At 70.1% G+C, this 24,184-nt stretch carries 23 protein-coding genes and 1 other RNA gene; 12 read left to right on the forward strand and 12 right to left on the reverse strand.

From position 1 onward, the window contains the following. Window positions 1-33 precede the first annotated feature (33 nt). From BN159_RS30135 to BN159_RS30145, 3 genes are all read right to left on the reverse strand, one after another. Window positions 34-534 (reverse strand): RICIN domain-containing protein, encoded by a 501-nt coding sequence (locus BN159_RS30135; protein ID WP_015660800.1) that lies wholly within the window; start codon window positions 532-534, stop codon window positions 34-36. 118 nt (window positions 535-652) lie between these two features. Continuing rightward, window positions 653-1,678 (reverse strand): helix-turn-helix domain-containing protein, encoded by a 1,026-nt coding sequence (locus tag BN159_RS30140; protein WP_015660801.1) that lies wholly within the window; start codon window positions 1,676-1,678, stop codon window positions 653-655. Between the two features lie 146 nt (window positions 1,679-1,824). Continuing rightward, the gene (locus tag BN159_RS30145; RefSeq protein ID WP_015660802.1) at window positions 1,825-3,528 is read right to left on the reverse strand and encodes an MFS transporter; all 1,704 of its coding nucleotides are present in this window, start codon (window positions 3,526-3,528) and stop codon (window positions 1,825-1,827) included. Window positions 3,529-3,675: 147 nt separating this feature from the next. On the opposite strand from BN159_RS30145, the gene BN159_RS30150 reads away from it, so the two are divergent. The 3 genes from BN159_RS30150 to BN159_RS30160 are packed head-to-tail and all read left to right on the forward strand — an operon-like array spanning window position 3,676 to window position 6,530. Next, window positions 3,676-5,109, forward strand: coding sequence for an MFS transporter (locus tag BN159_RS30150; RefSeq protein ID WP_015660803.1), 1,434 nt, complete (start codon window positions 3,676-3,678; stop codon window positions 5,107-5,109). A gap of 51 nt (window positions 5,110-5,160) precedes the next feature. Continuing rightward, entirely contained in the window at window positions 5,161-5,703 is a 543-nt protein-coding gene (locus BN159_RS30155; RefSeq protein ID WP_015660804.1) for a SigE family RNA polymerase sigma factor, read from the forward strand. Continuing rightward, entirely contained in the window at window positions 5,700-6,530 is an 831-nt protein-coding gene (locus tag BN159_RS30160; protein ID WP_015660805.1) for a hypothetical protein, read from the forward strand. The genes BN159_RS30155 and BN159_RS30160 overlap by 4 nt, the downstream gene beginning before the upstream one ends. Window positions 6,531-6,532: 2 nt before the next feature. On the opposite strand, the gene BN159_RS30165 is transcribed toward BN159_RS30160, so the two are convergent. After that, a complete protein-coding gene (locus tag BN159_RS30165; protein ID WP_015660806.1) occupies window positions 6,533-7,165 on the reverse strand; it encodes a response regulator transcription factor in 633 nt (210 codons plus the stop codon). A 5-nt stretch (window positions 7,166-7,170) separates the two neighbouring features. Next, window positions 7,171-8,484 (reverse strand): sensor histidine kinase, encoded by a 1,314-nt coding sequence (locus tag BN159_RS30170; RefSeq protein ID WP_015660807.1) that lies wholly within the window; start codon window positions 8,482-8,484, stop codon window positions 7,171-7,173. Between the two features lie 330 nt (window positions 8,485-8,814). On the opposite strand from BN159_RS30170, the gene BN159_RS30175 reads away from it, so the two are divergent. The 3 genes from BN159_RS30175 to BN159_RS30185 are packed head-to-tail and all read left to right on the forward strand — an operon-like array spanning window position 8,815 to window position 11,737. Then, window positions 8,815-9,675 (forward strand): MaoC/PaaZ C-terminal domain-containing protein, encoded by an 861-nt coding sequence (locus tag BN159_RS30175; RefSeq protein WP_015660808.1) that lies wholly within the window; start codon window positions 8,815-8,817, stop codon window positions 9,673-9,675. Between the two features lie 41 nt (window positions 9,676-9,716). Beyond that, a complete protein-coding gene (locus BN159_RS30180) occupies window positions 9,717-10,793 on the forward strand; it encodes a Zn-dependent alcohol dehydrogenase (protein WP_015660809.1) in 1,077 nt (358 codons plus the stop codon). Next, entirely contained in the window at window positions 10,793-11,737 is a 945-nt protein-coding gene (locus BN159_RS30185; protein ID WP_015660810.1) for a 3-oxoacyl-ACP reductase, read from the forward strand. The genes BN159_RS30180 and BN159_RS30185 overlap by 1 nt, the downstream gene beginning before the upstream one ends. A 56-nt stretch (window positions 11,738-11,793) precedes the next feature. Here the strand turns inward: BN159_RS30185 and BN159_RS46295 are convergent, their stop codons facing one another. Both BN159_RS46295 and BN159_RS30190 read right to left on the reverse strand, forming a co-directional pair. Then, window positions 11,794-11,946 (reverse strand): hypothetical protein, encoded by a 153-nt coding sequence (locus BN159_RS46295; protein ID WP_086016468.1) that lies wholly within the window; start codon window positions 11,944-11,946, stop codon window positions 11,794-11,796. Window positions 11,947-12,043: 97 nt separating this feature from the next. Further along, a complete protein-coding gene (locus BN159_RS30190; RefSeq protein WP_015660811.1) occupies window positions 12,044-13,333 on the reverse strand; it encodes a hypothetical protein in 1,290 nt (429 codons plus the stop codon). A gap of 197 nt (window positions 13,334-13,530) precedes the next feature. Between BN159_RS30190 and BN159_RS30195 the strand changes: the two genes are divergently transcribed. The 3 genes from BN159_RS30195 to BN159_RS30205 are packed head-to-tail and all read left to right on the forward strand — an operon-like array spanning window position 13,531 to window position 16,334. Then, window positions 13,531-14,370, forward strand: coding sequence for a Nif3-like dinuclear metal center hexameric protein (locus BN159_RS30195; protein WP_015660812.1), 840 nt, complete (start codon window positions 13,531-13,533; stop codon window positions 14,368-14,370). Further along, complete coding sequence (locus BN159_RS30200; RefSeq protein ID WP_193384347.1) at window positions 14,367-15,110, forward strand: zinc ribbon domain-containing protein; 744 nt, start codon at window positions 14,367-14,369, stop codon at window positions 15,108-15,110. The genes BN159_RS30195 and BN159_RS30200 overlap by 4 nt, the downstream gene beginning before the upstream one ends. A 33-nt stretch (window positions 15,111-15,143) precedes the next feature. Beyond that, complete coding sequence (locus tag BN159_RS30205) at window positions 15,144-16,334, forward strand: bifunctional RNase H/acid phosphatase (RefSeq protein WP_015660814.1); 1,191 nt, start codon at window positions 15,144-15,146, stop codon at window positions 16,332-16,334. On the opposite strand, the gene BN159_RS30210 is transcribed toward BN159_RS30205, so the two are convergent. After that, window positions 16,309-16,941, reverse strand: coding sequence for a bifunctional 4-hydroxy-2-oxoglutarate aldolase/2-dehydro-3-deoxy-phosphogluconate aldolase (locus tag BN159_RS30210; RefSeq protein WP_015660815.1), 633 nt, complete (start codon window positions 16,939-16,941; stop codon window positions 16,309-16,311). The two genes, BN159_RS30205 and BN159_RS30210, sit on opposite strands and share 26 nt — an antisense overlap. A 76-nt stretch (window positions 16,942-17,017) precedes the next feature. After that, complete coding sequence (gene yaaA, locus BN159_RS30215) at window positions 17,018-17,803, reverse strand: peroxide stress protein YaaA (RefSeq protein WP_015660816.1); 786 nt, start codon at window positions 17,801-17,803, stop codon at window positions 17,018-17,020. 75 nt (window positions 17,804-17,878) lie between these two features. Here yaaA and BN159_RS30220 point away from each other — a divergent pair, with 75 nt between their 5' ends. After that, complete coding sequence (locus BN159_RS30220) at window positions 17,879-19,321, forward strand: RNB domain-containing ribonuclease (protein WP_015660817.1); 1,443 nt, start codon at window positions 17,879-17,881, stop codon at window positions 19,319-19,321. Here BN159_RS30220 and BN159_RS30225 read toward each other — a convergent pair. Beyond that, window positions 19,272-20,051, reverse strand: a complete 780-nt coding sequence (locus BN159_RS30225; protein ID WP_015660818.1) for a MerR family transcriptional regulator — start codon at window positions 20,049-20,051, stop codon at window positions 19,272-19,274. The genes BN159_RS30220 and BN159_RS30225 overlap by 50 nt on opposite strands. A gap of 159 nt (window positions 20,052-20,210) precedes the next feature. Here BN159_RS30225 and BN159_RS30230 point away from each other — a divergent pair, with 159 nt between their 5' ends. After that, complete coding sequence (locus BN159_RS30230) at window positions 20,211-20,789, forward strand: Uma2 family endonuclease (protein WP_015660819.1); 579 nt, start codon at window positions 20,211-20,213, stop codon at window positions 20,787-20,789. A 29-nt stretch (window positions 20,790-20,818) separates the two neighbouring features. After that, window positions 20,819-21,222: RNase P RNA component class A (rnpB, locus tag BN159_RS43130), an RNA gene on the forward strand. Window positions 21,223-21,281: 59 nt separating this feature from the next. Here rnpB and BN159_RS30235 read toward each other — a convergent pair. Together BN159_RS30235 and BN159_RS30240 are read right to left on the reverse strand one after the other, a co-directional pair. Further along, a complete protein-coding gene (locus tag BN159_RS30235) occupies window positions 21,282-23,138 on the reverse strand; it encodes a DNA/RNA helicase domain-containing protein (protein ID WP_106435805.1) in 1,857 nt (618 codons plus the stop codon). A gap of 92 nt (window positions 23,139-23,230) precedes the next feature. Next, window positions 23,231-24,121, reverse strand: a complete 891-nt coding sequence (locus BN159_RS30240; RefSeq protein ID WP_231905660.1) for a protein NO VEIN domain-containing protein — start codon at window positions 24,119-24,121, stop codon at window positions 23,231-23,233. Window positions 24,122-24,184: the final 63 nt, after the last annotated feature.

The raw sequence follows: 24,184 nt of genomic DNA on the forward strand, positions 1-24,184 counted from the left end.
GGAAGATTCCTTCGTCACTTCAACGTGCGGGTGTCAGTAGGCCCACCGCTGGTTGAAGTTCTCGGAGCAGGTCCACTGGATGATCTCGGTGCCGTTCGCCGTGCTGGAGTTCGGGACCGCGAGGCACTTGTCGCTGTTGAGGTTGCGCAGCCGGCCCCAGCTGTCCTTGATGAAGACCTGGTCGGTGTTGGAGGAGTCGCAGGTCCACTGGATGGCCTGGGTGCCGTTCGCGGTGCTGGACTGGGGGATGGCGATGCACTTCAGGCTGTTCTGGTTCCTGATGGTCCAGCGGTCGCCGTTGCCCCCGGCGACATGGGTCAGGGTCCAGTTCTGCTCCGAGTAGCCGTTGCAGCCCCACTGGACGAGGCCGGTGCCGTTGGCGACGCTGGAGTTGGGAACGGCCAGGCACTTGCCGGTGGCGCGGTTGGTGAAGGGGCGGAAGTCGTCCTCGGCCTGCGCCGGGGTGGCGAAGGCGAGGGCGCACAGGGCGCTTGCGGCGACTGCGGAGATCTTCGTCAGGGACTTCACGTGCATGAGAGCGGTCAACCTCTCTGACTGTGTCGATGCGGTGTGGTGCGGCTGCCCGATCAGCATGCGAGGTGAGCCCTGGTGGAGTCGTTAGCAATGGGTCCACAGTGACTTGACGGTGCGTCTACGGCTGCGCGGGCCCCTTTGTTTGTGCGTGCGCGTTTGTCTGCGCGTGCGCGGCCAGTGCCCGCAGCCGGAACTCCCTCGGCGGGAGCCCGTATGCGGCGCGGAAGCCGCGGGAGAAGTCGGAGGCGCGGGGCAGGCCCCAGCGGGCGGCGATGGTGTGGATCGGGGCGGAGCCGAGCGCCGGGTCGGCGAGGTCGCGGTGGGCGCCCTCAAGACGCAGCCGCCGGATCCAGGCCGCGACGGTCTCGCCGCCCGTCTGTTCCTGGAAGACACGGTGCAGATAGCTGAGGGAGATGTGGTGCGCCGCGGCGATCACGGGCGGCGTCAGCTCCGGATCGTGCAGGTTCTGCCGGATGAACGCGCGGATCCGGGTGATCAGCGCCTGCTGCCGGGTCTCCGGCGGCAACGCCCGCTCCGCCTCCTGCACTTGTGCGACCCAGGCCGACAACAGGTCGAGCAGGACCGTGCCCAGGCGTGGGGCGTCGGACGGGCGCAGGGTGTCGGCCTGCCGGACCAGGCCGGTGATGAAGTCCGCGAGCAGGGCGCCGGTGCCCTCCCGCCCGGACAGCCGTCTGCCCATCAGCTCCCGGCTCGGGGGCACCGGCAGCAGCACCTTGGGCACCTCGACACCCATGCCCGCGACCGGGCTGCCCGCTCCGTCGTCGTACGACCGCACATCACCAGGCCGTGAGCTGTCCGCCAGATACATGTCGCCCGGACCGTAGATGTCGGCCCGGCCGTCGTGGTCGACGGCCAGACCGCCGTGCTGGACCAGTCTGAGGTGGTACAGCTCGGGGTCGGACTGCCGCACCATCCTCGCGTTCCGGCGGAACCTCGTCGGCCGGAAAGAGGCCGGCCAGATCGTGACCGGCCCCATCTGAATCAGCCGTTGCTCCGCCCAGTAGTCGGTGGCGTAGTCACTGGTGACGTCGGCGGGGGCGACGGTCCGCCCGACCCGCTCCCGCCAGTACTCGAACCTGTCCTCGGCCGGCACGTCCGCGCACCGGAATACCGTTCCGATCATCCCGCCCGCACCTTCCGTCCCCGTTCACACGAAGGTCACAGTGACGGATGGTGCGTGGGCCAACTCTTGTGGTCGTTAACGGCGGGTGGATTCGAGGGGAAGAGATCTTCTCGGGTCGGTCAGGACTTGGGTGGGTCAGGGCCGGATCAGGGCGTGGGGAGCGCCAGATCCACGTCGATCGTGCCGTCCTCGCCCGCGTGGGTCGCCGAAGAAGCGTGCGGGCCATGGCCGTTGGCCTTCGCAGCCAGGACGTACGTCCCCTGTGCCGGGACCGCGAGCGCGTAACTTCCGTCCTCCGCCGAGACGGTGGCACCCGCCTGACGTCCCCGCCGGTCGATCAGGGTGACGTTGGCGCGGGCGACCGGGCCGCCCTCGGCGTCCAGGACCCGGCCGCGGAAGCCGCGCAACGCCTCCTCGGCGCGGGCCAGGTTGGCCTCCTCCTCGCTGCTGGCCCGCAGCCGCGGCGCACGGTCCGGCTTCGGCAGGAACAGCGCCAGCAGCAGGCCGATCGCCACCGCGCCGGTCGCGATCAGGAACGAGACACGGAAGCCGTGCATCGTCGGGACCTCCACACCGCCCACGGTGTTCGCCGTGTTGGCCAGCACCATGCCGATGACGGCGCTGGAAACGGACGTACCGATGGACCGCATCAGCGTGTTGAGGCCGTTCGCCGCGCCCGTCTCGGAGGCCGGGACCGCGCCGACGATCAGTGCGGGCAGCGAGGAGTAGGCGAGGCCGATGCCCGCGCCGAGCAGGACCGCGATCACGAGGGACTGCCAGGCCGCGCTCATCAGGCCGAGGCCCGCGCCGTAGCCGACGGCGATGATCAACAGGCCCAGGATCAGGGTGAACTTGGGACCGTGCTTGGCGGACAGGCGGGCGTAGACCGGCGCGGTGAACATCATCGTCAGGCCCAGCGGGGCGACCAGCAGACCCGCGACCACCATCGACTGGCCGAGGCCGTACCCGGTGCTGGTGGGGAGTTGGAGGAGCTGCGGCAGGACCAGGGAGACGACGTAGAAGGAGACGCCGACCATGATCGAGGCGAGGTTGGTGAAGAGCACCGCGGGGCGGGCGGTGGTGCGCAGATCGACGAGGGGGGCCTTGGTGCGCAGCTCGAACACGCCCCACAGGAACAGGACCGCGGCGGACGCGGCGAACAGGCCGAGCGTGGTGGCGGAGGTCCAGCCCCAGTCACTGCCCTTGGTGATCGGCAGCAGGAAGAGGACCAGGCCGGTGGAGAGGCCGAGCGCGCCCGGCAGGTCGAAGGAGCCCTCGGCGCGCATCGGGGACTCCGGTACGGCGAACAGGGTGAGGGCGATGGCGAGGACGCCGAGGCCCGCGGCGCCGTAGAAGAGGGCGTGCCAGTCGGAGTTCTGGGCGACCAGGGCCGCGGCGGGCAGCGCGAGTCCGCCGCCGACGCCGATCGAGGAGCTCATCAGCGCCATCGCCGAGCCGAGCTTCTCGCGGGGCAGCATGTCGCGCATCAGGCCGATGCCGAGCGGGATGGCGCCCATCGCGAAGCCCTGGAGGGTACGGCCGACGATCATCGGCAGCAGGGCGCTGGTGACGGCGCTGACCAGGGCACCGACCACCATCACGGCGAGGCTGAGGACCAGCAGCCGCCGCTTTCCGTACAGGTCGCCGAGGCGGCCCATGATCGGGGTGGCGACGGCGCCGGAGAGCAGGGTGGAGGTGAGGACCCAGGTGGCGTTGGAGGGGGAGGTGTCCAGCAGCTGCGGCAGGTCCTTGATGACCGGCACGAGCAGGGTCTGCATCACCGCGACCACGATGCCCGCGAAGGCGAGGACGGGGACGACGGCGGGCCGGTCGTTGGTCGAACGTGTCATGTGTAGTGCGAACTCGGTGCGCCGGGGCAACTATTCCGATGCTTTGGCTCACTAACGAATTCTTGACCTGCTCTTGAAGCGGGCCCTGAGTCAGGCTGTGGGCCTAGTCCAAAATTCCGATGTCAGGAGCGTCGAGGGGTTGAGAGCATGACGGTCATGCTCGATGCCGCCGATGTCACCCGCTCGCCCCTGCGCACCGCACCCCCCACCTGGCTGGTGGTGGCGCTGGCCTGCGCCGGGCAGTTCCTCGTCGTCCTCGACGTGTCCGTCGTGAACACCGCACTGCCGTCGATGCGCACCGGACTCGGGCTGAGCGAGCAGGGGCTCCAGTGGGTGGTGAACGCCTACGCCATCGCCTTCGCCGGGTTCATGCTGCTCGGCGGCCGGGCCGGCGACCTCTACGGACGCAAGCGGATGTTCCTCGTCGGGCTCGGCCTGTTCACCCTGGCCTCCCTCGGCGGCGGGCTCGCCCAGGACGACTGGCAGCTCCTGCTCGCGCGAGCGGTGCAGGGCCTCGGCGCTGCCGTACTGGCGCCGTCGACCCTGACGATCCTCACCTCCGCCGTCCCCGAGGGCCCGGCGCGGGCGCGCGCGATAGCCACCTGGACCGCGGTCGGCGCGGGCGGCGGCGCCGCGGGCGGACTCGTCGGCGGACTGCTGGTCGAGGTCCTGTCCTGGCGCTGGGTACTGCTGATCAACGTGCCGATCGGCGCGGTCGTCCTCTTCGGCGCCGCCCGCCGGCTCGCCGAGAGCCGCGCGGGCGACGGACGCCGGCTCGATCTGCCGGGCGCGGTCCTGGTGACCGCGGGACTGGCCACGCTGGCGTACGGCATCTCCCAGACCGAGGCCGCGGGCTGGACGGCGACGGCCACCCTGGTGCCGCTGGTCGCCGGGCTCGCCATGATCGGACTGTTCCTCGCGGTCGAGGCACGGACGACTGCACCGCTGATGCCGCTCGGACTGCTCGCCCGCCGCTCGGTGTCCTCGGCGAACGTGTCGATGTTCCTGTGCGGCTCCGCCATGTTCTGCATGTGGTTCTTCATGACGCTCTACACCCAGAACGTCCTCGGCTACACCCCGCTGGAGGCCGGACTCGCCCTGGTCCCCAGCTCCCTCGCCGTCGTCGTCGGCTCCAAGCTCGCGCCCCGCTGGATGCCCCGGCTCGGCGCCCGCGTCCTGGCCGCCCTCGGCACACTCGTGGCGGCGGCCGGCTTCGCCTGGCAGTCGACGATGACCGTGCACAGCTCCTACCTCACCACGATCATGATCCCCGGGATCCTGATGATGTTCGGCGCCGGACTCACCGCCACCCCCCTGGCCGCGCTGGCCATCTCCGGGGCACCGCCCGAGGAGGCCGGACTGGTGTCGGGACTGGTGAACACGTCGCGGGTGATGGGCGGTTCGCTGGGTCTGGCAGTCATGTCGACGATCGCCGCGGCCCGGACCGAGCACAGCTCCGGCGGTACGGCACGGGCGCTGACGGAGGGCTACGCGCTGGTGTTCCGCACCGGATGCGGCGTCCTGCTGGCCGGGACACTGCTGATGCTGCTATGGCTGCCGCGGAGAATATCGGCGGAGTGAGGCAACGGTCCGGGAGGCTCATGGACTCCTTCATTCATCAAGGAGGTGCCCATGGGGGAACGGACACAGGCTCGGGACGAGGAGTTCCGGCGCTTTGTCACCGGCCGCTGGCCGCGGCTGATGCGCACGGCATATCTCCTCACGGGGGAGCAGCACGCCGCGGAGGACCTGGTCCAGACGACGCTCGAACAGGTCTATGTGGCCTGGCGAAAAGTCGGCTCGGCCGATGAACCGGAGGCGTACGTACGGCGCGTGATGATCAACGCCCACGCGCGCAAGCACCGCAAGCGGCTCAGGGAGTTCCTGGCGCCCAAGGACGACTTCGGCCTGGTGCGCGAGGTGCCGGACACCGGCGACCGCATCGCCCAGGCCGACGACCGGGGCGTCCTGCTGACGGCCTTGGCCCAACTGCCGCCCCGGCAGCGGGAGGCAGTGGTCCTGCGCTACTGGGAGGACCTGACCGAGTCCCAGACGGCGGAGGCGATGGGCTGTTCCGTCGGCGCGGTGAAGAGCAACGCGGCCAAGGGGATCGCGAAACTGCGCGCCATACCGGGACTCGCGGAGACGGTGACGTACGGAGGGCGGAAGCGATGAACGCGGACCGGGAGACGAACGGCGACATGACACACAGGGACATCGCCCTCCTGCTGGCCGAGGCGGCGGACGAGGTCGAGATCGGCATAGCCCCCACCCAGGCGGTGCTCCGCGGCGGACGCCGACGCCGGGCACGCCGATGGGCGGTGGCGGCGGCCACGGCACTGGTGATCGCGGGGACTTCGGGAGCCGTGGCGGTGGCCGGGCTGCCCGGCGGCACGGACAAGGCATCGGTGGCCACGAAGCCCTCGCCGGAGCAGCGGGACCTGACGGCTCCGTACGTGACCACGCTGGCGAGCGGGACGGACAAGGGCAAGCCGTGGTTCGTGACCGTGGACGTATGGCCGGTGCCGCGCAACAAGGCGGAGGCGGAAACCGTCTGGGACGCGCTGACGGCATCCGAGGGCACCCCGCCGGACGCCAAGGTGCCGACCGACCTGATCGGTACGGTGACCTACTTCGTGAAGCGCACCTACGGCGTGGAGACCACGAAGGTGATGGAGAACAGGATCCCGGCGACGGAATCGATGTCCGGTACGGACCTCCAGACCGCCGCGATCCCCCTGGTGCCGGACACCGACGGACCCCAGCGCCTGGTCATCGGCCAGGTGGCCAGGACAGCCGTAGGCGTCGACTGCCAGTGGAAGGACGGCACGAACACTGAGGTGTTCCGCGCCCGCAACGGCGAGCTGGTCAGCACCGACAGGCAGGTGATCCGCCGCGCCCAGGGCTCACCGGTGGACTGGTTCGTGTGCCTGGCGCCGGAAGGCACGTCCTACAAGGACGTGCTGGTCTTTACGACCTTGTTGCCGGAGGACGCCCCATAGCCCTACAGCCACCCCTGCTGCCGGGCCGCCCGCAGGGCCTCCGTGCGGTTGCGGGTGCCCGTCTTGCCGATGGCGGAGGAGAGGTAGTTGCGGACCGTGGACTCGGAGAGATGCAGGTCGGCCGCGATGTCGGCGACCGTCGCGCCGTCCGCCGAGGCGCGCAGGACGTCGCACTCGCGGGCGGTGAGGGGGCTGGGCCCGGCGCTCAGCGCGGCCGCCGCGAGCGCCGGGTCGATCACCGTCTCCCCGGTCAGCACCTGACGGATCGCCTTCGCCAGGTCCTCCACGGGACCGTCCTTCACCAGGAATCCGACGGCGCCCGCCTCCATGGCCCGCCGCAGATACCCGGGGCGGCCGAAGGTGGTGAGGATCAGCACCCGGCAGTCGGGCACCTGGTCGCGCAGATCGGCGGCGGCGTCCAGGCCGTTGCGGACGGGCAGTTCGATGTCGAGGAGGGCCACGTCGGGGCGGTGGGTGAGGGCCGCGTCCACGATGGCGTCGCCCGTCCCGACCTGCGCGACGACCTCCAGATCCGGCTCCATTCCGAGCAACAGCGCCAGCGCGCCGCGCATCATGCCCTGGTCCTCGGCGAGCAGCACCCTGATGGACTTGGCGGGCCGGTGGTCCCGGGGCATCTCGTTCACGGGGCAAGAGTAGGTCGGGACGGGGCGGTCGGCGCAGTGTCGGCGGAGGGTTCTTGCAGGTACGTGGGGGAGGGGAGGGAGAGGGAGGGGGCACCCGGGGCCAACTTTCCTTCCTCGTAAGGCAGTTCCGCAGTCACCAGGAACCCGCCCTCTTCGCCCGCTTTCGCGCCGAGCGATCCTCCCGCCTCCGCGCTGAGCGATCCCCCCACCGCCGCCAGCCGCTCCCGCAACCCCATCAACCCCGTCCCGTCCACTCCCGACACTCCTGAACCGAAGTCGCCGGGCCCGTCATCCGCAACCGTCAGTCGTACCGCCCGCTCGTCCCCCGACACCGTGATCGCACACCGCGCCGCCCCGCTGTGCCGCAGTACATTCGTCGCCGCCTCCCGGACGACCCACCCGAGCAGCGCCTCGGTCCGAGGCGGGAGCGGCGGTCCGGAGCGGTCGACGGTCACCGAGATGCCCGCCGCCGTCAGCGCCGAGCGTGCCCGGTCGAGGTCGGTGGCGAGGCTGCCCTCCCGGTACCCCGTCACCGCCTCGCGGATCTCGGTGAGGGCCTGGCGTCCGACCGACTCGATGTCCGTGATCTGTGAGACGGCCGCGTCCACGTCGGCGCGGGCCAGCCGGCGGGCCGCCTCGGACTTCACGACGATCACGGAGAGGGTGTGGCCGAGGAGGTCGTGCAGGTCGCGGGAGAAGCGCAGGCGTTCCTCCTCGACCGCGCGCCGGGCGAGTTCCTCGCGGGCGGCGCGCAGATCGCGTACCGCGTCGGAGAGGGAGAGGATCGCCGCCGTGACCATCGCGGAGATCGCCGTGGCGTACGCCGTGTCAAGGCCGCCCCAGCCGTCCTTGACGACACAGACCACCCCGGCGAGGACCGTCACCCCGGCTCCCGCGAGGCGCAGCTGCGGCATCCGTACCGCCGCGCCCGTGGCAAGACCGAGCAGAGGGAAGAACAGCAGCCAGTTTCCGCCGTAGCCGAGGCCCAGGGCGCAGGTCACCGCGGTCAGCAGGGCCAGGGCCAGCCGGGTGGAGAGCGCCTCGCGGGTCTGCTTCACGAAGGCGCGGAACGTCACGTAGATGTAGAGGGAGTTGAAGGTCAGCAGGCCCAGGCCGCCGATCCAGGGGTTGGGTGCCTCGGCCTGGAAGATGTTGGAGAAGGCACCCATGCCCAGCAGCAGCCAGGGGAGCAGGGTCAGGCCGGTGGGAGCCCGGCCCTTCCGGCCCCGCTCCCGGCATGCGTCGTTCTTCGCGCAGTCGTTCTCGCAGTCGTTCTTCTCGCAGTTGTTCGCGCAGTGGTCGTGCGCCATCGGATCCACCCCGTTCATGCGTTGGAGCGCCCAGCGTAGGAAAGCGGCCCGCTGCCAGGGCAGGGCCGGGAATACGCACTGCGGCGGTACAAATGTCACCGTCCGCCAAGTGAGCTGACGACACGTCAGGAGTCTTCACAACTGCGGGGCGCTCGGCTATAACGAGTCCGCCGGACTGGAACGCGTTCTAAGTCTTGTCGTCTCCCTCCCAGTCCGCCCATGCGCGACCTCGGCGCGGCCGACGGTGCGGACGACCGCGCCGAGGTCTCAGACCCACCCGTCAGGATCAGTCAGCACCCGTCACGACCCGTCAGACCCGTCAGGAGCCCCATGCCCATCGACGCAGCGAAGGCCCTAGCCGCCGAACCCCGGTCCGGGGAGATCTCCTGGACCGCCAAGGACGTGCTGCTCTACCACCTCGGCATCGGCGCCGGAGTCCCGGCCACCGACCCGGGCGAGCTGCGCTACACCCTGGAGTCCCGGCTACAGGTGCTGCCCAGCTTCGCCACCGTCGCCGGGTCCGGCGCCCCCGGTGTGATCAGCGGGCTCTCCATGCCGGGCATCGAGGTCGAGCTGGCCCGCGTCCTGCACGGCGGGCAGAGCCTGGAGATCCACCGCCCCCTCCCCGTCGAGGGCACCGCGACCACGGTCAACCGCATCGCCGCCGTCTACGACAAGGGCAAGGCGGCCGTCCTCGTCCTGCGCACCGAAGTCGCGGACGAGGAGGGGCCGTTGTGGACCAACGACTCCCAGATCTTCATCAAGGGAGAGGGCGGCTGGGGCGGCGACCGCGGACCCTCCGTCCGCCTCGAACCGCCTACCGGCGAGCCCGACAAGACCGTCGAGCGCACCCTGCGTGAGGACCAGGCGCTGCTCTACCGGCTCTCCGGCGACTGGAACCCCCTGCACGCCGACCCCGACTTCGCCGCGCAGGCCGGATTCGACCGGCCGATCCTGCACGGGCTGTGCACCTACGGCATCACCCTGAAGGCGGTCGTCGACACCCTGCTGGGCGGCGAGGCGAGCCGGGTGCGGTCGTACGCCACCCGGTTCGCCGGGGTCGTGTTCCCCGGGGAGACCCTGCGCATCCGGATGTGGCACCAGGGCCACGACACCATCCGGGTCACCGTCACCGCCGTCGACCGGGACGACGCGCCCGCCCTCGCCGACACCGTCGTCCACCACCTCTGAGTCCGGGGCCCATTGAGCTCATCACCGAGGGGAGCCGCACCATGCGCGCAGCCGTACTGCACGAGACCGGCCAGGACAAACTGGAGGTCCTCGACGACGTCGAGGCGGTGGGCTTTGGCCCCGGCCGGGTGAGGATCCGGGTGCGGGCCACCGGCCTGTGCCACTCGGACCTGTCCGCGATGAGCGGCGTACTGCCCCAGCCGGTGCCCTTCGTGCCCGGTCACGAGGGCGCGGGCGAGATCGTCGAAGTCGGCGAGGGCGTCAGCCACTTGAAGCCCGGCGACCGGGTCCTCGTGTGCTGGCTGCCGCCCTGCGGCGCCTGCCCCGCGTGCAGGCGCGGCCAGACCCAGCTGTGTCTGGCCGGGTTCATGAACGCCGGCACCCCCAACTTCAAGCGCCCCGGCGGCGATGTCTTCGGCTTCGCCGGCACCGGCACCTTCGCCGAGGAGGTCGTCGTCGACGCCGGCTGCGCGGTGCCGATGCCCGAGGACGTGCCCTTCGACATAGCCGCCCTCATCGGCTGCGGGGTCACCACCGGACTCGGCGCCGCCATCAACACCGCCGAGGTGGAGGCCGGTTCCTCGGTCGCCGTCATCGGCTGCGGCGGCGTCGGGATCTCCGCCATCCAGGGCGCCCGCCTCCAGGGCGCCGCCGAGATCGTCGCCGTCGACCCCGTCGAGAGCCGCCGCGAGGCCGCGCTGAGGTTCGGCGCCACCAAGGCCGTGTCCCCCGAGGAACTCCCGGGCGCCAAGCAGGACATCACCGCCGGTGAGGGCTTCGACTACGTCTTCGAGGTCGTCGGCAAATCCGCCACCGCCCGCACCGCCTACGACAACACCCGGCGCGGCGGCACCCTGGTGATCGTCGGCGCGGGCGCCATGGACGACTTCTTCCAGCTCAACATGTTCGAGCTGTTCTTCGACGAGAAGCGGATCCTGCCGTCCCTGTACGGCGGCGGCGATGTGCTGCGCGCCTACGAGCGGACCATCGCCCTGTGGCGGGCGGGCCGGGTCGATCTGGCCGGGCTGATCACCCACCGGGTGCCCCTGGCCGAGATCAACGAGGCGCTCGACCAGATGCGTACGGGCAGCGCGCTGCGTACGTGCATCGAGCTGTGATGCCGACCCCGGCGGCCAGGCCGCTGGAAGGGCTGACCGCGATCGTCACCGGTGCCGGACGCGGACTCGGCCGCGCCGAGGCGCTGGAGCTGGCCCGGCTCGGGGCGGCCGTGGTCGTCAACGACTACGGGCAGAGCGGCCGGGACGGCTCCGGCGAGTCGTCCTCCGGTCCCGCCGAGGAGACCGCCGCCGAGATCCGCGCGGCGGGCGGCCGGGCGCTGGCGCACGCCGGGGACGTCGCCGACTTCCACCAGGCCGCGCGGCTGGTCGGGCTGGCGATCAGGGAGTTCGGCAAGCTGGACATCCTCGTCAACAACGCGGGCATCCTGCGCGACCGTATGGTCTTCTCGATGACCGAGGACGAGTGGGACTCGGTGATCCGGGTCCACCTCAAGGGTCACTTCAACACCACGCGGTTCGCGGCCGCGCACTGGCGCGAGCGGTCCAAGGCGGACGGGGGACCGGTGTACGGGCGGATCGTGAACACCTCCTCGGAGGCGTTCCTCGCCGGATCCGCCGGACAGCCCAACTACGCGGCGGCCAAGGGCGGGATCGTCGGACTCACCACCTCCACGGCCCTCGCGCTCGCCAAGTACGGGGTGACGGCCAACGCCATCTGCCCGCGGGCGCGGACGCGGATGACGGAGGACGTGTTCCAGCCGACGGACGCCACAGGCCTCGACCCGCTCGCCCCCGAGCATGTCGCCCCGCTGGTCGGCTACTTGGCCTCGCCCGCCGCGGGCCGCGTCAACGGTCAGCTGCTCGTCGTGCACGGCGGCATGGTCGCGGTCGTCGAACGGCCGCGGGTGCGGGCGCAGTTCGACAGCAAGCAGGACACGTTCAGCTACGACGAGTTGGACGCCGTACTCACTCCGCACTACGCGGACCGGCCGCCGGGGGAGACGTTCGCGGCGGCGGAAGTGCTGGGGTTGAAGCGGCAGTAGACACGGGAAGGCCCCGCCCCCTTCCGGACGAAGGGTGCGGGGCCGTTTGCGGTCGTTCAGGCCGCCGTCTCGGTTCGCTCCATCGGCTTGCGGTGACGGCCGTTCGGGGCCGCCTCGCCCTCGTGGGACGAGACCGGACCGCGGTGCCTGCCGTGACCTGTGGTCTCCTGGTTCTGGGCAGGCGGCTGCGTCGTAGTGGCGTCGCTCATCGGAAGAAATTCACCCCGTCAACATGATCTTTCAGACAGCCGGGCGAGTTTATCCATCGCACCTCGGGCCGAATCCAGCCGCACACGCCAACCGCCACTACTTCGTTACAAGACGCCCCAATGGCGCCTGTTGCAACGGCACCGGACGGGCCACCACGGGCTCCGGGGGATCCGTGTCCGCGGGCTCCTCGGCGCCGACCGACGAGGCCCCCGCCGATGAAGCCGCACCGTCCCGGACCGGATCCCCCGAAGCGTCCTCCCCCTCCCCAGCGGGAGGTCCGGCGGGGGCGAAGGGAGCCATCCGCTGCACACCGCACGGCACCTCACCGGTGGCGTACGGCAGCAACAGCTCCCCCTCCCGCGTCCACAGCCCGGCGCCCGCCAGCCAGCCCTCGGGCGCCGGAAGATGAAGCATCCGGCGCTCGGTGGGCCGCCACACCCCGACCCAGCTGCCGAGCACGCCGTCCACCCGGAGTGCCACCCCGCAGCTCTCCGGCGTCAGCACCTGCCCCGGCTGGATCGCGAACGGCGTCACCGTGCAGTCCGGCACCCGCAGACACTCCGGGAACCTGACCGGCAGCGTGCTGCCCAGCACCCCCCAGCCGAGCCGCGCCCCCTGCCCCGGCTCCGGCGCGTCCGAGCCGATCAGCAGCAGTCCGCTGTCCGGGTCCGCGAGCAGCAGCCGGTCGTCGCTGTCCGCCGCGATCTGGAGCAGCGGGGAGACCTCGCCGCCGCGCTCCAGGTCCACCACGACCGTCTTGGTCCGCCCGCCGACCTCCCGGTCCAGCGCCAGCATCCGGCCCGTGCGGTCCAGCCAGACCCCGCCCGAGCAGCGTCCCGGCAGCTCGGTGACGTGCTCCGGCCCGAAGGAGCCGCCTGCCACCAGCCAGACGGTGCTGGTGTGCCGGCCCACGGCGAGGGCGTATGCCTTCACTCCGCCCGGCGCCGGGGGCAGCAGCCGCAGCCGGGTGCCGGGTTCCTCGCACTCCACCGCGCCGATCAGCAGCTCGCCGGTGCCGGGCCCGGTTGGGTAGAGCAGCGTGAAGACATGCCGCCCGTCGGCCTCCCGGCGGATCAGGACCCGCCCGTCGCCCATCGGCTGCACCTCGGTGCCGGGCTCCTCCGGCTGGTTGCCGGGCAGCGGCACCGCGTACGGCTCGGGCCCGTCCAGCGTCCAGCGCTCCGGGAACCAGCAGTCGCCGGCCGGCGCGAGCCGGGCGGCGTAGGCGCCGTCCGCAGTGATGGCGCACTCCGCCCTTGGCGCCTCGGACGCGGCAGCCGGGGAGTCGATGGGTTCCATGGGTTCCAGAGGCTCGCTGGATTCGGTCGACTCGCTGGTTTCGCTGTTCTCGGTGGATTCGCTGGTTTCGATGGCACAGGCCGTCATCGTCCGGTCACCTCCGGCGACGAAGCTAGTTTTCGCACGCACAGACGTGGGACCAGCAGGCTTCCGCTTCACACAAAGGGGTGGCACAGGAACGATTCGCCTGAGGAAACAGGGACAAATGTGCTGCGCGGGGGCCGAGCGGTCCATAGGCCCCCGCGACGGTTCTACGGCCCAGGCCAGCCAGGTAGCCTTTCCTCGTGCCCCGTCTGTCTGAAGTCATCGCCGCGCTGGAGAACCTGTGGCCCGCCGAGCGGGCCGAGTCCTGGGACGCGGTCGGCACCGTCGTGGGTGACCCCGACCAGGAGGTCACCCGGGTCCTGTTCGCCGTCGACCCGGTCCAGGAGATCGTGGACGAGGCGCTGAAGCTGGACGCCGACCTGCTGGTCACCCACCACCCGCTCTATCTCCGCGGTACGACGACGGTGGCGGCCTCGCACTTCAAGGGCCGGGTCGTGCACACGCTGATCAAGAACGACATCGCGCTGCACGTGGCCCACACCAACGCCGACACGGCCGACCCGGGTGTCTCGGACGCCCTCGCCGGCGCCCTGGACCTGCGGGTCGTACGGCCGCTGGTGCCGGACCCGACCGACCCCTCCGGCCGCCGCGGCCTCGGCCGCGTCTGCGAGCTGGACCACCCGACGACCGTCCGCGAGCTCGCCGCACGCGCCGCCGCCCGACTGCCCGCCACCGCGCAGGGCATCCGCGTCGCCGGTGACCCGGAGGCGACCGTCCGCACGATCGCGGTGAGCGGCGGCTCCGGCGACAGCCTCTTCGACGTCGTACGCGCATCAGGCGTCGACGCCTTCCTCACCGCGGACCTGCGTCACCACCCGGCGTCCGAAGCCGTCGCCCAAAGCCCCCTCGCGCTGCTCGACGCGGCGCACTGGGCCACCGAGTGGCCCTGGTGCGAGCTGGCCGCAGCCCAGCTCGACGAGATCTCCGACCGCCATGGCTGGGACCTTCGCGTCCACGTCTCGAAGACGGTCACCGACCCCTGGACCAGTCACTCCCCTTCACCTGGAGCCCCCAACTGAACGCCGCGCCCGCCGACCAGATCCGCCTTCTCGACGTCCAGGACCTCGACGTCCGCCTCCAGCAGCTCGCCCACAAGCGCCGGTCGCTGCCCGAGCACGCCGAGATCGAGTCGCTGACCAAGGACCTCACCCAGCTGCGCGACCTGCTGGTGGCCGCGCAGACCGAGGAGAGCGACACCGCCCGCGAGCAGACCAAGGCCGAGCAGGACGTCGACCAGGTGCGCCAGCGCGCGGCCCGCGACCAGCAGCGCCTGGACTCGGGCGCGATCACGTCCCCCAAGGACCTGGAGAACCTCCAGCGCGAGATCGCCTCGCTCGCCAAGCGGCAGGGCGACCTGGAGGACGTGGTCCTGGAGGTCATGGAGCGCCGGGAGTCCGCGCAGGAGCGGGTCGCCGAGCTGACCGAGCGGGTCGGCTCCGTGCAGTCGAAGATCGACGACGCGAGCGGGCGCCGGGACGCGGCGTACGAGTCGCTGGACGCCGAGGCGGCGACGGTGACGAAGGAGCGCGAGGTCGTCGCCGGGGCCGTACCCGCCGACCTCCTCAAGCTCTACGACAAGCTGCGCGAGCAGCAGGGCGGCATCGGCGCGGCCAAGCTGTACCAGCGCACCTGCCAGGGCTGCCGCCAGGAGCTGTCCATCACCGACATCAACGACATCCGCGCGGCGGCGCCGGACACGGTGGTGCGCTGCGAGAACTGCCGGCGCATTCTGGTGCGTACGTCGGAGTCGGGTCTGTAGGCCGGTCCCTTCGGTCCATAAGGAGCTTTGGGCGTGCGGGAGTTCATCGTCGAGGCGGACGGCGGGTCACGGGGCAACCCCGGGCCCGCGGGCTACGGCGCGGTGGTCAGTGACGCGGCGACGGGCGAGACGCTGGCCGAACGGTCGGAGTTCCTCGGCGTGGTCACGAACAACGTCGCCGAGTACCGCGGCCTGCTGGCGGGCCTGCGAGCCGCCCTCGACCTGGACCCGACCGCGTCCGTGCACGTTCGGATGGACTCCAAGCTCGTAGTCGAGCAGATGTCGGGCCGCTGGAAGATCAAGCACCCCGACATGAAGCCCCTGGCCATGGAGGCGTCCCGAGTGTTCCCACCGGAGCGGGTGACGTACGAGTGGATCCCCCGCGAGCAGAACAAGCACGCGGACCGGTTGGCGAACGAGGCGATGGATGCGGGGACTTCGGGGGCGCCGTCGGCTTCTGCGGCCGCGGCTGATTCCCGGGCTCGCTCTTCGCGCGCCGCCGCGCAGTCCGAGGCCGTGGGCGGCGGAGCCGCCACGGCCGATGCCGACGTCCGGGCCGCCAAGGTCGTAGCCACTCCCGGCTGGGCGCCCGCCGACATGGGCGCGCCCGCGACCTTCGTCCTGCTGCGGCACGGCGAGACCGCGCTGACTCCGCAGAAGCGGTTCTCGGGCAGTGGCGGCAGTGACCCCGTGCTGTCGGAGATCGGGCGGGACCAGGCCGAGCGGGTAGGGGCGGCTCTGGCGCGGCGCGGGACGGTCCAGGCCATCGTGGCGTCACCGCTCGCCCGTACCCGGGAGACCGCCGCCGCCGTCGCCCGGCGCCTCGGACTCGAGGTGACCGTCGAAGAGGGCCTGCGCGAGACCGACTTCGGCGCCTGGGAGGGCCTCACCTTCGGCGAGGTCCGCGAGCGCTACCCCGACGACCTGAACGCCTGGCTCGCCGACCCCGGGGCCCGCCCCACCGGCGACGGCGAGAGCTTCACCGAGACCGCCACCCGTATCGAGGCCACCCGCGACAAGCTCGTCGCCGCCTACGCAGGCCGCACGGTCCTCCTGGTCAGCCACGTCACGCCGATCAAGACCTTCATCCGGCTCGCCCTCGGCGCCCCGCCCGAGTCCCTGTTCCGCATGGAACTCTCGGCGGCCTCCCTGTCGGCGGTGGCGTACTACGCCGACGGCAACGCGAGCGTACGGCTCTTCAACGACACGTCCCACCTGCGCTGAGCCCCGCCGCCGCCCGCGCCAGCGACTCGATCCGCGCCCAGTCCCGCGCGGCGACCGCCTCCGCGGGAAGCATCCAACTCCCGCCCACACAACCCACGTTGGGCAGCTCCAGATACTCCGGCGCAGAGTCGGGCCCGATCCCCCCGGTAGGACAGAACCGAGCCTGCGGCAACGGCCCCGACAGGGACTTCAGATACGCCGTACCGCCGGCGGCCTGAGCCGGAAAGAACTTCATCTCCCGCACTCCCCGCTCCAACAGCGCCACGACCTCCGAAGTCGTCGAGACCCCCGGCAGAAACGGCACCCCGGACCCCCGCATGGCCTCCAGCAGTACGTCGGTCCACCCCGGACTGACAAGAAACCGAGCCCCGGCCTCGACTGCCAACGTCACCTGCTCCGGCGTAATGACGGTCCCCGCCCCGACCACGGCATCCGGCACTTCCCCCGCCACGGCCCGTATCGCGTCGAGCGCCCCCGGAGTCCTCAGCGTCACCTCGATGGCGGGCAGCCCACCGGCGACCAGCGCCCGAGCGAGCGGCACGGCATCGACCGGATCCTCGATCACGACGACGGGCACGACGGGGGCGAGGCCAAGCACGGAGGTCATGGCGACATCGTGCCGCCGGTGAGCGCCCTACGCAAAGGTCATTGCGCCCTCTGCAATGACCGCTGGCTGCTAACGGCTAATGGATCTCGTCCACGAGCACATCCAGCGACCAAGCCGCCGCCCCCGCCTTCTTCGGCGCCTCCGCCTCCACCACGTACCCGAGATCCCGCAACGCCTCCACCAACTCGGCGGGCCCGGCCGGCCGCACCCCGCCCGCCAGCAGACTCCGTACGATCCGCCCCTTCGTCGCCTTGTTGAAGTGGCTGACGACCTTCCGGGTCGGCGCGTGCAGCACCCGTACGCTCGCCGTCCGCCCGGCGATCTCACCCTTCGGCTTCCAGGCCGCCGCGTAAGCCGCAGACCGCAGATCCAGTACCAGCCCCTCCCCGGCGACCTCGGGCAAGGTGGCCGCCATGGCCGTACGCCAATGGGCACCCAGCGCACCGAGCCCCGGCAGCTTCACCCCCATCGAGCAGCGGTAGGAGGGAATCCTGTCGGTGACCCGGACCGCACCCCACAGCCCCGAGAACACGAGCAGCGAGCGAGCGGCACGCTTCTTCGCGGCGGCGTCGAGGGAGGCGAGCCCGAGGGAGTCGTAGAGGACACCGGTGTAGATCTCCCCGGCGGGCCGGGCACCGGCAGTGCGAAGGTCTGCGTTCTTGGCGACCTCACCCCGCAGCCCCTCACTCAGCCCGAGGACCTCCCGCGCCTTCTCCTCGTCCCCGACGCACAGCTCGACGAGCTCGTCGAGGACGGCCGCACGGGCCTCGGCGAGCCCAGGCAGCGACAGCGACTCCGGCTTCAGCGGGGCGCCACGGCCGGAGGACGCCTTGCCTTCGGAGGGCGGCAGCAGGACAAGCACGGGTGGATCTCCTTCTGTAGAGCTCGCCACAGCGTACGGCGTGCCACCCGGCAGCCCCCGCCCTACGCTCGCTGTATGCCCCGCCGCCACATCCGCGTGACAGGCGCCCCCGAAGCCCCCCTCCGGGCCGCGCTGGCAGCGTTGCGCACCGAACTGGACGTATCCGAGACCTTCCCGCCCGAGGTACTGGCGGAGGCCGAACGAACGGCAAGGGACCCGTCCCTGCCGGTGGAGGACGCGACGGACGTCCCCCTGTTCACGATCGACCCACCCACGTCGACGGACCTGGACCAGGCGATGCACCTGTCCAGGCAGGGCACGGGCTACCGCGTCCGATACGCGATCGCGGACGTGGCCGCCTACGTCGTACCGGGCTCGGCGCTCGACACGGAAGCCCACCACAGGGTGCTGACCCTCTACTTCCCGGACACCCGCATCCCCCTCCACCCGCCGCTGCTGAGCGAGGGCGCGGCAAGCCTGCTGCCGGGCCAGACACGCCCCGCGGTCCTCTGGACCATCGACCTGGACGCGGAGGGCCGCCCACTGGCTGTGGACGTCCGCAGGTCACTGGTCCGCAGCAGGGCGAAGCTGGACTACGCGGGCGTACAGAAGGAGATCGAGGGAGGAACGGCGGAGGAGCCGCTGGCACTGCTGGCGGAGATCGGCCGGTTGAGGGAGGGCTTGGAGGTGGACAGGGGAGGGATCTCTTTGAACGTCCCCGAGCAGGAGATCGTAGAAGTGGAAAGGGATGGCTCCTACGAACTGACGTACCGAGCCCCGCTCCCCGTAGAGGGCTGGAACGCCCAGATCTCCCTCCTCACCGGAATGGCGGCGGCGGACCTGATGCTCGGCTACGGCACGGGAGTGCTCCGCACACTCCCCGCGGCCCCCGACGGAGCGGTGGGCCGCCTGCGCCGCACCGCGACGGCCCTGCACATCGACTGGCCGCACCACGTCTCGTACGCGGCGCTGGTCCGCTCCCTGAACCCGACGATCCCGCACCACGCGGCGTTCTTGCAGGAGTGCACGACGCTGCTGAGGGGAGCGGGCTACACGGTATTCAGGAACGGCGAGCTACCGGCCATCACGACCCACTCGGCGGTGGCGGCGCCGTACGCGCACTGCACAGCGCCTCTGCGCCGCCTGGCGGACCGCTATGCGTCGGAACTGTGTGTGGCGGCGGTAGCGGGCGGTGCCGCACCCGACTGGGTACTGGCGGTCCTGGAGGCACTGCCCTCGGAAATGTCGGACGGCTCCCGACGGGCCGGAACGGTGGAGAGTTCGTGCGTGGACATCGTCGAAGCGGCGCTGCTGAAGGACCGGGTGGGGGAGGAGTTCGACGGCTGCGTGGTGGACGTGAAGGAGCAGGAACCGAGGGTCGGCACGGTGCAGTTGGTGACACCGGCGGTGATCGGCCGGATCGAGTCCGACGGGGAGCTGCCGCTGGGCGAACGCCTGCGGGTACGCCTCACGCAGGCGGACCCTGGGGCGGCGCGGGTGCTTTTCGCCCCCGCGTGACGAGTTGCTGGATGGTGCGCCGTATGACTTCCGCTTGGGCCGGGGCGAAGTCGGCGTAGAGGGCGCGGAGGAAGCTGCTGTCGTGGTCGACGGCGGCACTGGGCAGCAGCTCGTCGGGCAGACAGTCGACGAGGGCGCGGGCGGCCTGGTCCACGCGGGGGTCGTCGGGATGGGCGTCGACGAGGTCGTCGAGGAGGGCGTAGGCGGCGCGGGCGCGCTCGACGCCGTCGGCAGTGGCAAGGCTGTCGCCGAGCAGGGAGGTCAGCCGGGCCCGGTCTTCTGGCTTGGCGGTGCTCTCGATGAGAGCGAGGATTTCCCGGTCCTTGGCGGCCATGGGGGAGTCGGAGAGATGGGCGGTACGCCGAAACAGCGAGGCGAGCTCGTCGGAGACGGGACCCTCGGGGGTGACCCCGTCCTCGATCAGCGCCCGCAGCCGCTGCCGCCGCTCCCGAATGGCGACCTCTTGCCGAGCAAGATCCTCATCAAGCTCGGCGAGCACCTCGGTGAGCTCCTTCCCGACATCATCGGCAAGCACGTCCCGCACCTCACCGAGCCCGAGCCCCAACTCGGTGAGCCGCCGAATCCGAGCGAGCATGACGGCGTGCCGCAAGGTGTAGTTGCGGTACCCATTGCTGAGCCGCTCCGGCTCGGGCAAGAGCCCGAGGTGGTGATAGTGGCGGACGGTGCGGGTGGTGACACCTACGGCGTCGGCCAGCTCTCCGATACGCATACGACCAGTAGAAACCTTGACGCGGCGGCAGGGTCAAGCGGGCTGTGTCCTGACGGTGACCGTGATCGTGTGCCACGATCGAGGGAACGGTTCCCGATCTCACGTACAGGTGATCAGCCGATGTCCGAGTCTGGCGAGCGACCGAAGGAGGGGCGTGACATGACTGCCATGACCCATGCGCCGCTCACGCAGGAAGAAGTCCTGCTGGAGGGCTTTCTCGCCCTGGACACCCCGGAGGGCTTCCGGGCGGAGCTGATCGAGGGGGAGATCGTAGTGACACCGCCGCCGGACGGGGATCACGAGAAGTACATCAGTCGGATCGTAAGGCAAGTGATCAAGCTGTCCCGAACCGAGATGGATCTCTCTGGGAACAAGGGGCTGAGACTGGAAAGTGGGGAAGTCGGCCCGAAGAACCACGTGATCCCTGACGCCACGTTCGCGCCCGTCGATCTGGACGCGTTCGGCGGCGCCGGCTCCTGGATGCCCTGCAATGGCGTCGCCATGGTTCTGGAGGTGACGTCCACCAAGCCAATGGCCGACAAAGAAGCCAAGCGTCGTTGCTACGCCCGCGGCAGCATCCCCCTCTACTTGCTCGTCGACCGTGACTCAACGTCGGTCACGCTCTTCAGCGACCCGGAGAAGGGCGACTACCGGGAGCACTGCACCCGCCCGTTCGGTAAGCCCCTTCCTCTCCCCGCTCCCTTCGACTTCGACCTGGAGACGACAGACCTCCTCTGAGCTCCTAGTACCATGGTCGACACGGCAGACGAGCCGGGCGGGCGGCCGCGTGGAGTCCCTTCGGGGGCTTCCCGAGGAACGTCCGGGCTCCAAAGGGCAGGGTGGTGGCTAACGGCCACCCGGGGTGACCCGCGGGACAGTGCCACAGAAAGCAGACCGCCGGGGACCGCAAGGCCCTCGGTAAGGGTGAAACGGTGGTGTAAGAGACCACCAGTGCCCAGGGTGACCTGGGCAGCTAGGTAAACCCCACCCGGAGCAAGGTCAAGAGGGAGCACCCCGGTGCTCCTGCGCGGACGTTCGAGGGCTGCCCGCCCGAGTCCGCGGGTAGACCGCACGAGGCCGGCGGCAACGCCGGTCCTAGATGGATGGCCGTCGCCGGGGGCTCCGCGAGGAACCCCCGGAACAGAACCCGGCGTACAGCCCGACTCGTCTGCTGTTCCATTTCTGACGTGGCTGTATGGCCTGGACAGTCGCGGGATTCCTTGCCGGAAGCTATGAAGCGATGGTGTCCGGGATGAGCGCGCGGAGCTTGGCTAGCGTTTCGGGGTCGGTGGAGAAAAGTGCGCTTCCGGCCAGCCCGCGCGTCAAGAGCACTTTGTACCGGTTGCGTATGAGGCGTAAAAAGTCCTCGGGGTTCGTCTTTTCCAGGCTGCTGTCCTCACATGCCGCCTTGCTGGCATGCCACCCGTTGCCGCGCCAGACCAGGTCGGGGCCGAGAATCGTTCCGTTCCAGGCGTACTCGAATCCCTGGGCTGTATAGATGCAGCCGACCTGACCGATGCCGCCCGGCTCAGTGGCCCACAGCGAGGACCTCGGTCCACCGGGCACTTCGCGCTCACCTTTGACATTCCACGACCGACGCCAGTTCCCAATGACGATGTCGTCGACCAGGGTGCCGTCTGGACGCGGGTCGCTCCATGGCCAGCAGAATCCTGCGGTCATACGGGCAGTGGATCCGGCTTCCTGCTTCGCGTGGAGGTAACTCTCCATCTGCTGGGGGGTATCGGCCAGCAGCAGCTCGAAGTTGGGCTCGGGTTCCCAGCGCACCGGTCCGCCGGGTACCAGCCCCAACAGACGGAGGACCCACTGCTCGTAGGCGCGGCTGCCGCCACAGCGGAACTGCTCGTTGAGATTGACGTGCCGCACGCGGCATCCCCGCGCTTGGGCGGCCGCATCGATCTGACTGGGACTTCCCATCTCGTCGGGCCGTACGACCTGGTCCTTGTCGAGCAGGAAGACAGGCACCTGGGCAGCGTCGATGAGTTGGGCGACTTGGCTTCGCCTGCTCAGGCGGACGCCAGGGGAATTGGATGTGCCCGGGTGGTGTCGGATCCGATGCGCCTCGTCGCAGATGAGCACATCGAGCCCGTTCTTCTCCGCGCTACGGAAGTCGAGAAAGTAGCGAAAGAGCTTGGCCACGCCTTTGTTCTTCTGCTCGACGACGTGACGCAGGGTGCTGGTGAACGACTTGGATCCTGTTGCGTGGACGACACTGCGTCCGTTCCTGCCGAGATGGCCCATCAGATGCAGGGCGACCAGACTCTTGCCTGATCCGGGACCTCCGGAGACCACGATGACTTCCTTGTGGTCCGACTGTCGTGAGATGGTGACGGCACGCTTTACCAGGGAAACCGCGACTTGTTGCTCGTCCATCAGACGAAAATTGCTGCCGTCGAGGATCTCGTCAGCGGCTGTTCGCATGAGTTGCCGACTCGGGATGGCGGGACTGTCCAGGAGGGCGTCCGCGTCGAGAGCTCCGTCGAGCGGCGAAATCTGGTTCTGTAAATGCCGAATGAACTCGCCGCGCGAGCTACTGGTGAAGAGTTGCCCTTGCTCGTGACCCATTCCCAGCAGTTCGGTCACGTCCCGGTCCTGGGCGTTGTGGAGGTAGGCAACACCCGTGACGTGGTTGTCCGCACCGTCCAACAGGGCAGTGAAGTCTCTCAGGTATTCGCAGTAGCGGCGCACTTGCGCGACGGGGTGGAGGTGGGCGCGCTCGCGGTCGCGGTCCGAGGGAAGCCAGCACAGATCTGTCGTTGCGGGCACCAACCGGGCCTCGCTCCACTGCTTGAGCTCGACCACGACGTACGAGGGCTTACCCGTGTCCGGGTGAGTGCCGGCCAACACGGCGTCCGCGCGCAGGCTGCTCATGGGCATCTTGTACTCGAGCAGAACCTCCACCTCCTGCAGACCGGCGTCACACAGCACCTGGGCAAGCGCGGGAAGGCTGTTGCGCCATGCGCGGAGCTCGCCATTCTGTGCATCACGGAAGAGCACAGCGCGGGATCGTTCCGCTAGTTGCTCGGCCAGATACGTGGGGTCTGTGCTCTCGAGAGCACGGGCGGACATACGCGAAAGGGCTGCCACAGAAGATCTCCGTACGATCGCCGCACATGGCGGGGGAAGAGCGCCGGCGGAAGACGCGTCAAAGACAGGTCGGGTCAGCTGACGAACGGCAGGCGGTACTCGAACCTTCTGGGCCGCAGGTCCTCCTCGGCCGGGGACCAGTCCGTCAGGTGCGCCACCCTGCCGCCGCTCGCCGTGTAATCGGGGCTGCGCATGTCCACGCTGATGTCGCTGACCACGTACAGATCCACAGTGTGTTGCGGACTACGGGCGTGTTCGACTTCATTGATTGTCAGCTCCACGCTCGTGGCAGCACCCGTCGTTCCCTTGACCTCCACGTGCCGCTCCTCCCGACCCCGCGTGCAGCGCAGGTTGTAGGGCACGGCCTTTCGCTTCTTCGGATCGGAGATGAACCCGGCACCGCTTCTCCGGCTCTTGGGCGTCTTGGGTGCCTCGACCTGTTCCGCCGTGAACCCCGGCGTGCGATTGAGGGGGACTTTCTGCTGTGGCGCCCAGTCAACCTGGATGCCCGCAGCATCGAACAGCGACTGGGGGTCCAGATCGCAGAGCTTGCCGATTCCGCGCTCAATCCCCGAACGCCGAATGGCATCGCTGCCGGCCAGCGGCAGAGGGCCGGGTTCGCCAAGGGGTGCATCGTGGACGGTGGCCAGCGGCACGATCCCGAAGCGCACGGGGTACTTGACGGCGTTCTCGGCCTCCTCGTCGGGCCAGTGCGGAGCTCGCCCCTCGTGGAATCCCTCACGGACCTCGAACAGGTACAGCGTGATCCTTTGCGTGAGCCACACGTTGAGAGGCACCGGCGGAGCCACTCCTGTGGCGAGCACGGCGAAACGTGGGCGAGCCGACCTGTACTCAGGCTTCCACTCCGGAAACCCCCACGAGCGGGTCTCGATCCCGAACTGCAGGTTGCGCCGGGATAAGGGCCTCTGGCCGATGTGCACCATGACAAAGGAATCACGCTTCACATGGATAATCATACGAGCTGATCAAATGAGAAGTGTGCCCAAGTCGTGGGTGGCTCGGCCGCA

This window comes from Streptomyces davaonensis JCM 4913, assembly GCF_000349325.1.
In the GTDB taxonomy this organism is placed as follows: Bacteria; Actinomycetota; Actinomycetes; order Streptomycetales; family Streptomycetaceae; genus Streptomyces; species Streptomyces davaonensis.

Coding starts and splice junctions, on each gene's coding strand:
- BN159_RS30135 (WP_015660800.1), bottom strand. CDS start 534: ATGCACGTGAAGTCCCTGACGAAGATCTCCGCAGTCGCCGCAAGCGCC.
- BN159_RS30140 (WP_015660801.1), bottom strand. CDS start 1,678: ATGATCGGAACGGTATTCCGGTGCGCGGACGTGCCGGCCGAGGACAGG.
- BN159_RS30145 (WP_015660802.1), bottom strand. CDS start 3,528: ATGACACGTTCGACCAACGACCGGCCCGCCGTCGTCCCCGTCCTCGCC.
- BN159_RS30150 (WP_015660803.1), top strand. CDS start 3,676: ATGACGGTCATGCTCGATGCCGCCGATGTCACCCGCTCGCCCCTGCGC.
- BN159_RS30155 (WP_015660804.1), top strand. CDS start 5,161: ATGGGGGAACGGACACAGGCTCGGGACGAGGAGTTCCGGCGCTTTGTC.
- BN159_RS30160 (WP_015660805.1), top strand. CDS start 5,700: ATGAACGCGGACCGGGAGACGAACGGCGACATGACACACAGGGACATC.
- BN159_RS30165 (WP_015660806.1), bottom strand. CDS start 7,165: ATGCCCCGGGACCACCGGCCCGCCAAGTCCATCAGGGTGCTGCTCGCC.
- BN159_RS30170 (WP_015660807.1), bottom strand. CDS start 8,484: ATGGCGCACGACCACTGCGCGAACAACTGCGAGAAGAACGACTGCGAG.
- BN159_RS30175 (WP_015660808.1), top strand. CDS start 8,815: ATGCCCATCGACGCAGCGAAGGCCCTAGCCGCCGAACCCCGGTCCGGG.
- BN159_RS30180 (WP_015660809.1), top strand. CDS start 9,717: ATGCGCGCAGCCGTACTGCACGAGACCGGCCAGGACAAACTGGAGGTC.
- BN159_RS30185 (WP_015660810.1), top strand. CDS start 10,793: ATGCCGACCCCGGCGGCCAGGCCGCTGGAAGGGCTGACCGCGATCGTC.
- BN159_RS46295 (WP_086016468.1), bottom strand. CDS start 11,946: ATGAGCGACGCCACTACGACGCAGCCGCCTGCCCAGAACCAGGAGACC.
- BN159_RS30190 (WP_015660811.1), bottom strand. CDS start 13,333: ATGACGGCCTGTGCCATCGAAACCAGCGAATCCACCGAGAACAGCGAA.
- BN159_RS30210 (WP_015660815.1), bottom strand. CDS start 16,941: ATGACCTCCGTGCTTGGCCTCGCCCCCGTCGTGCCCGTCGTCGTGATC.
- BN159_RS30220 (WP_015660817.1), top strand. CDS start 17,879: ATGCCCCGCCGCCACATCCGCGTGACAGGCGCCCCCGAAGCCCCCCTC.
- BN159_RS30225 (WP_015660818.1), bottom strand. CDS start 20,051: ATGCGTATCGGAGAGCTGGCCGACGCCGTAGGTGTCACCACCCGCACC.
- BN159_RS30230 (WP_015660819.1), top strand. CDS start 20,211: ATGACTGCCATGACCCATGCGCCGCTCACGCAGGAAGAAGTCCTGCTG.
- BN159_RS30235 (WP_106435805.1), bottom strand. CDS start 23,138: ATGTCCGCCCGTGCTCTCGAGAGCACAGACCCCACGTATCTGGCCGAG.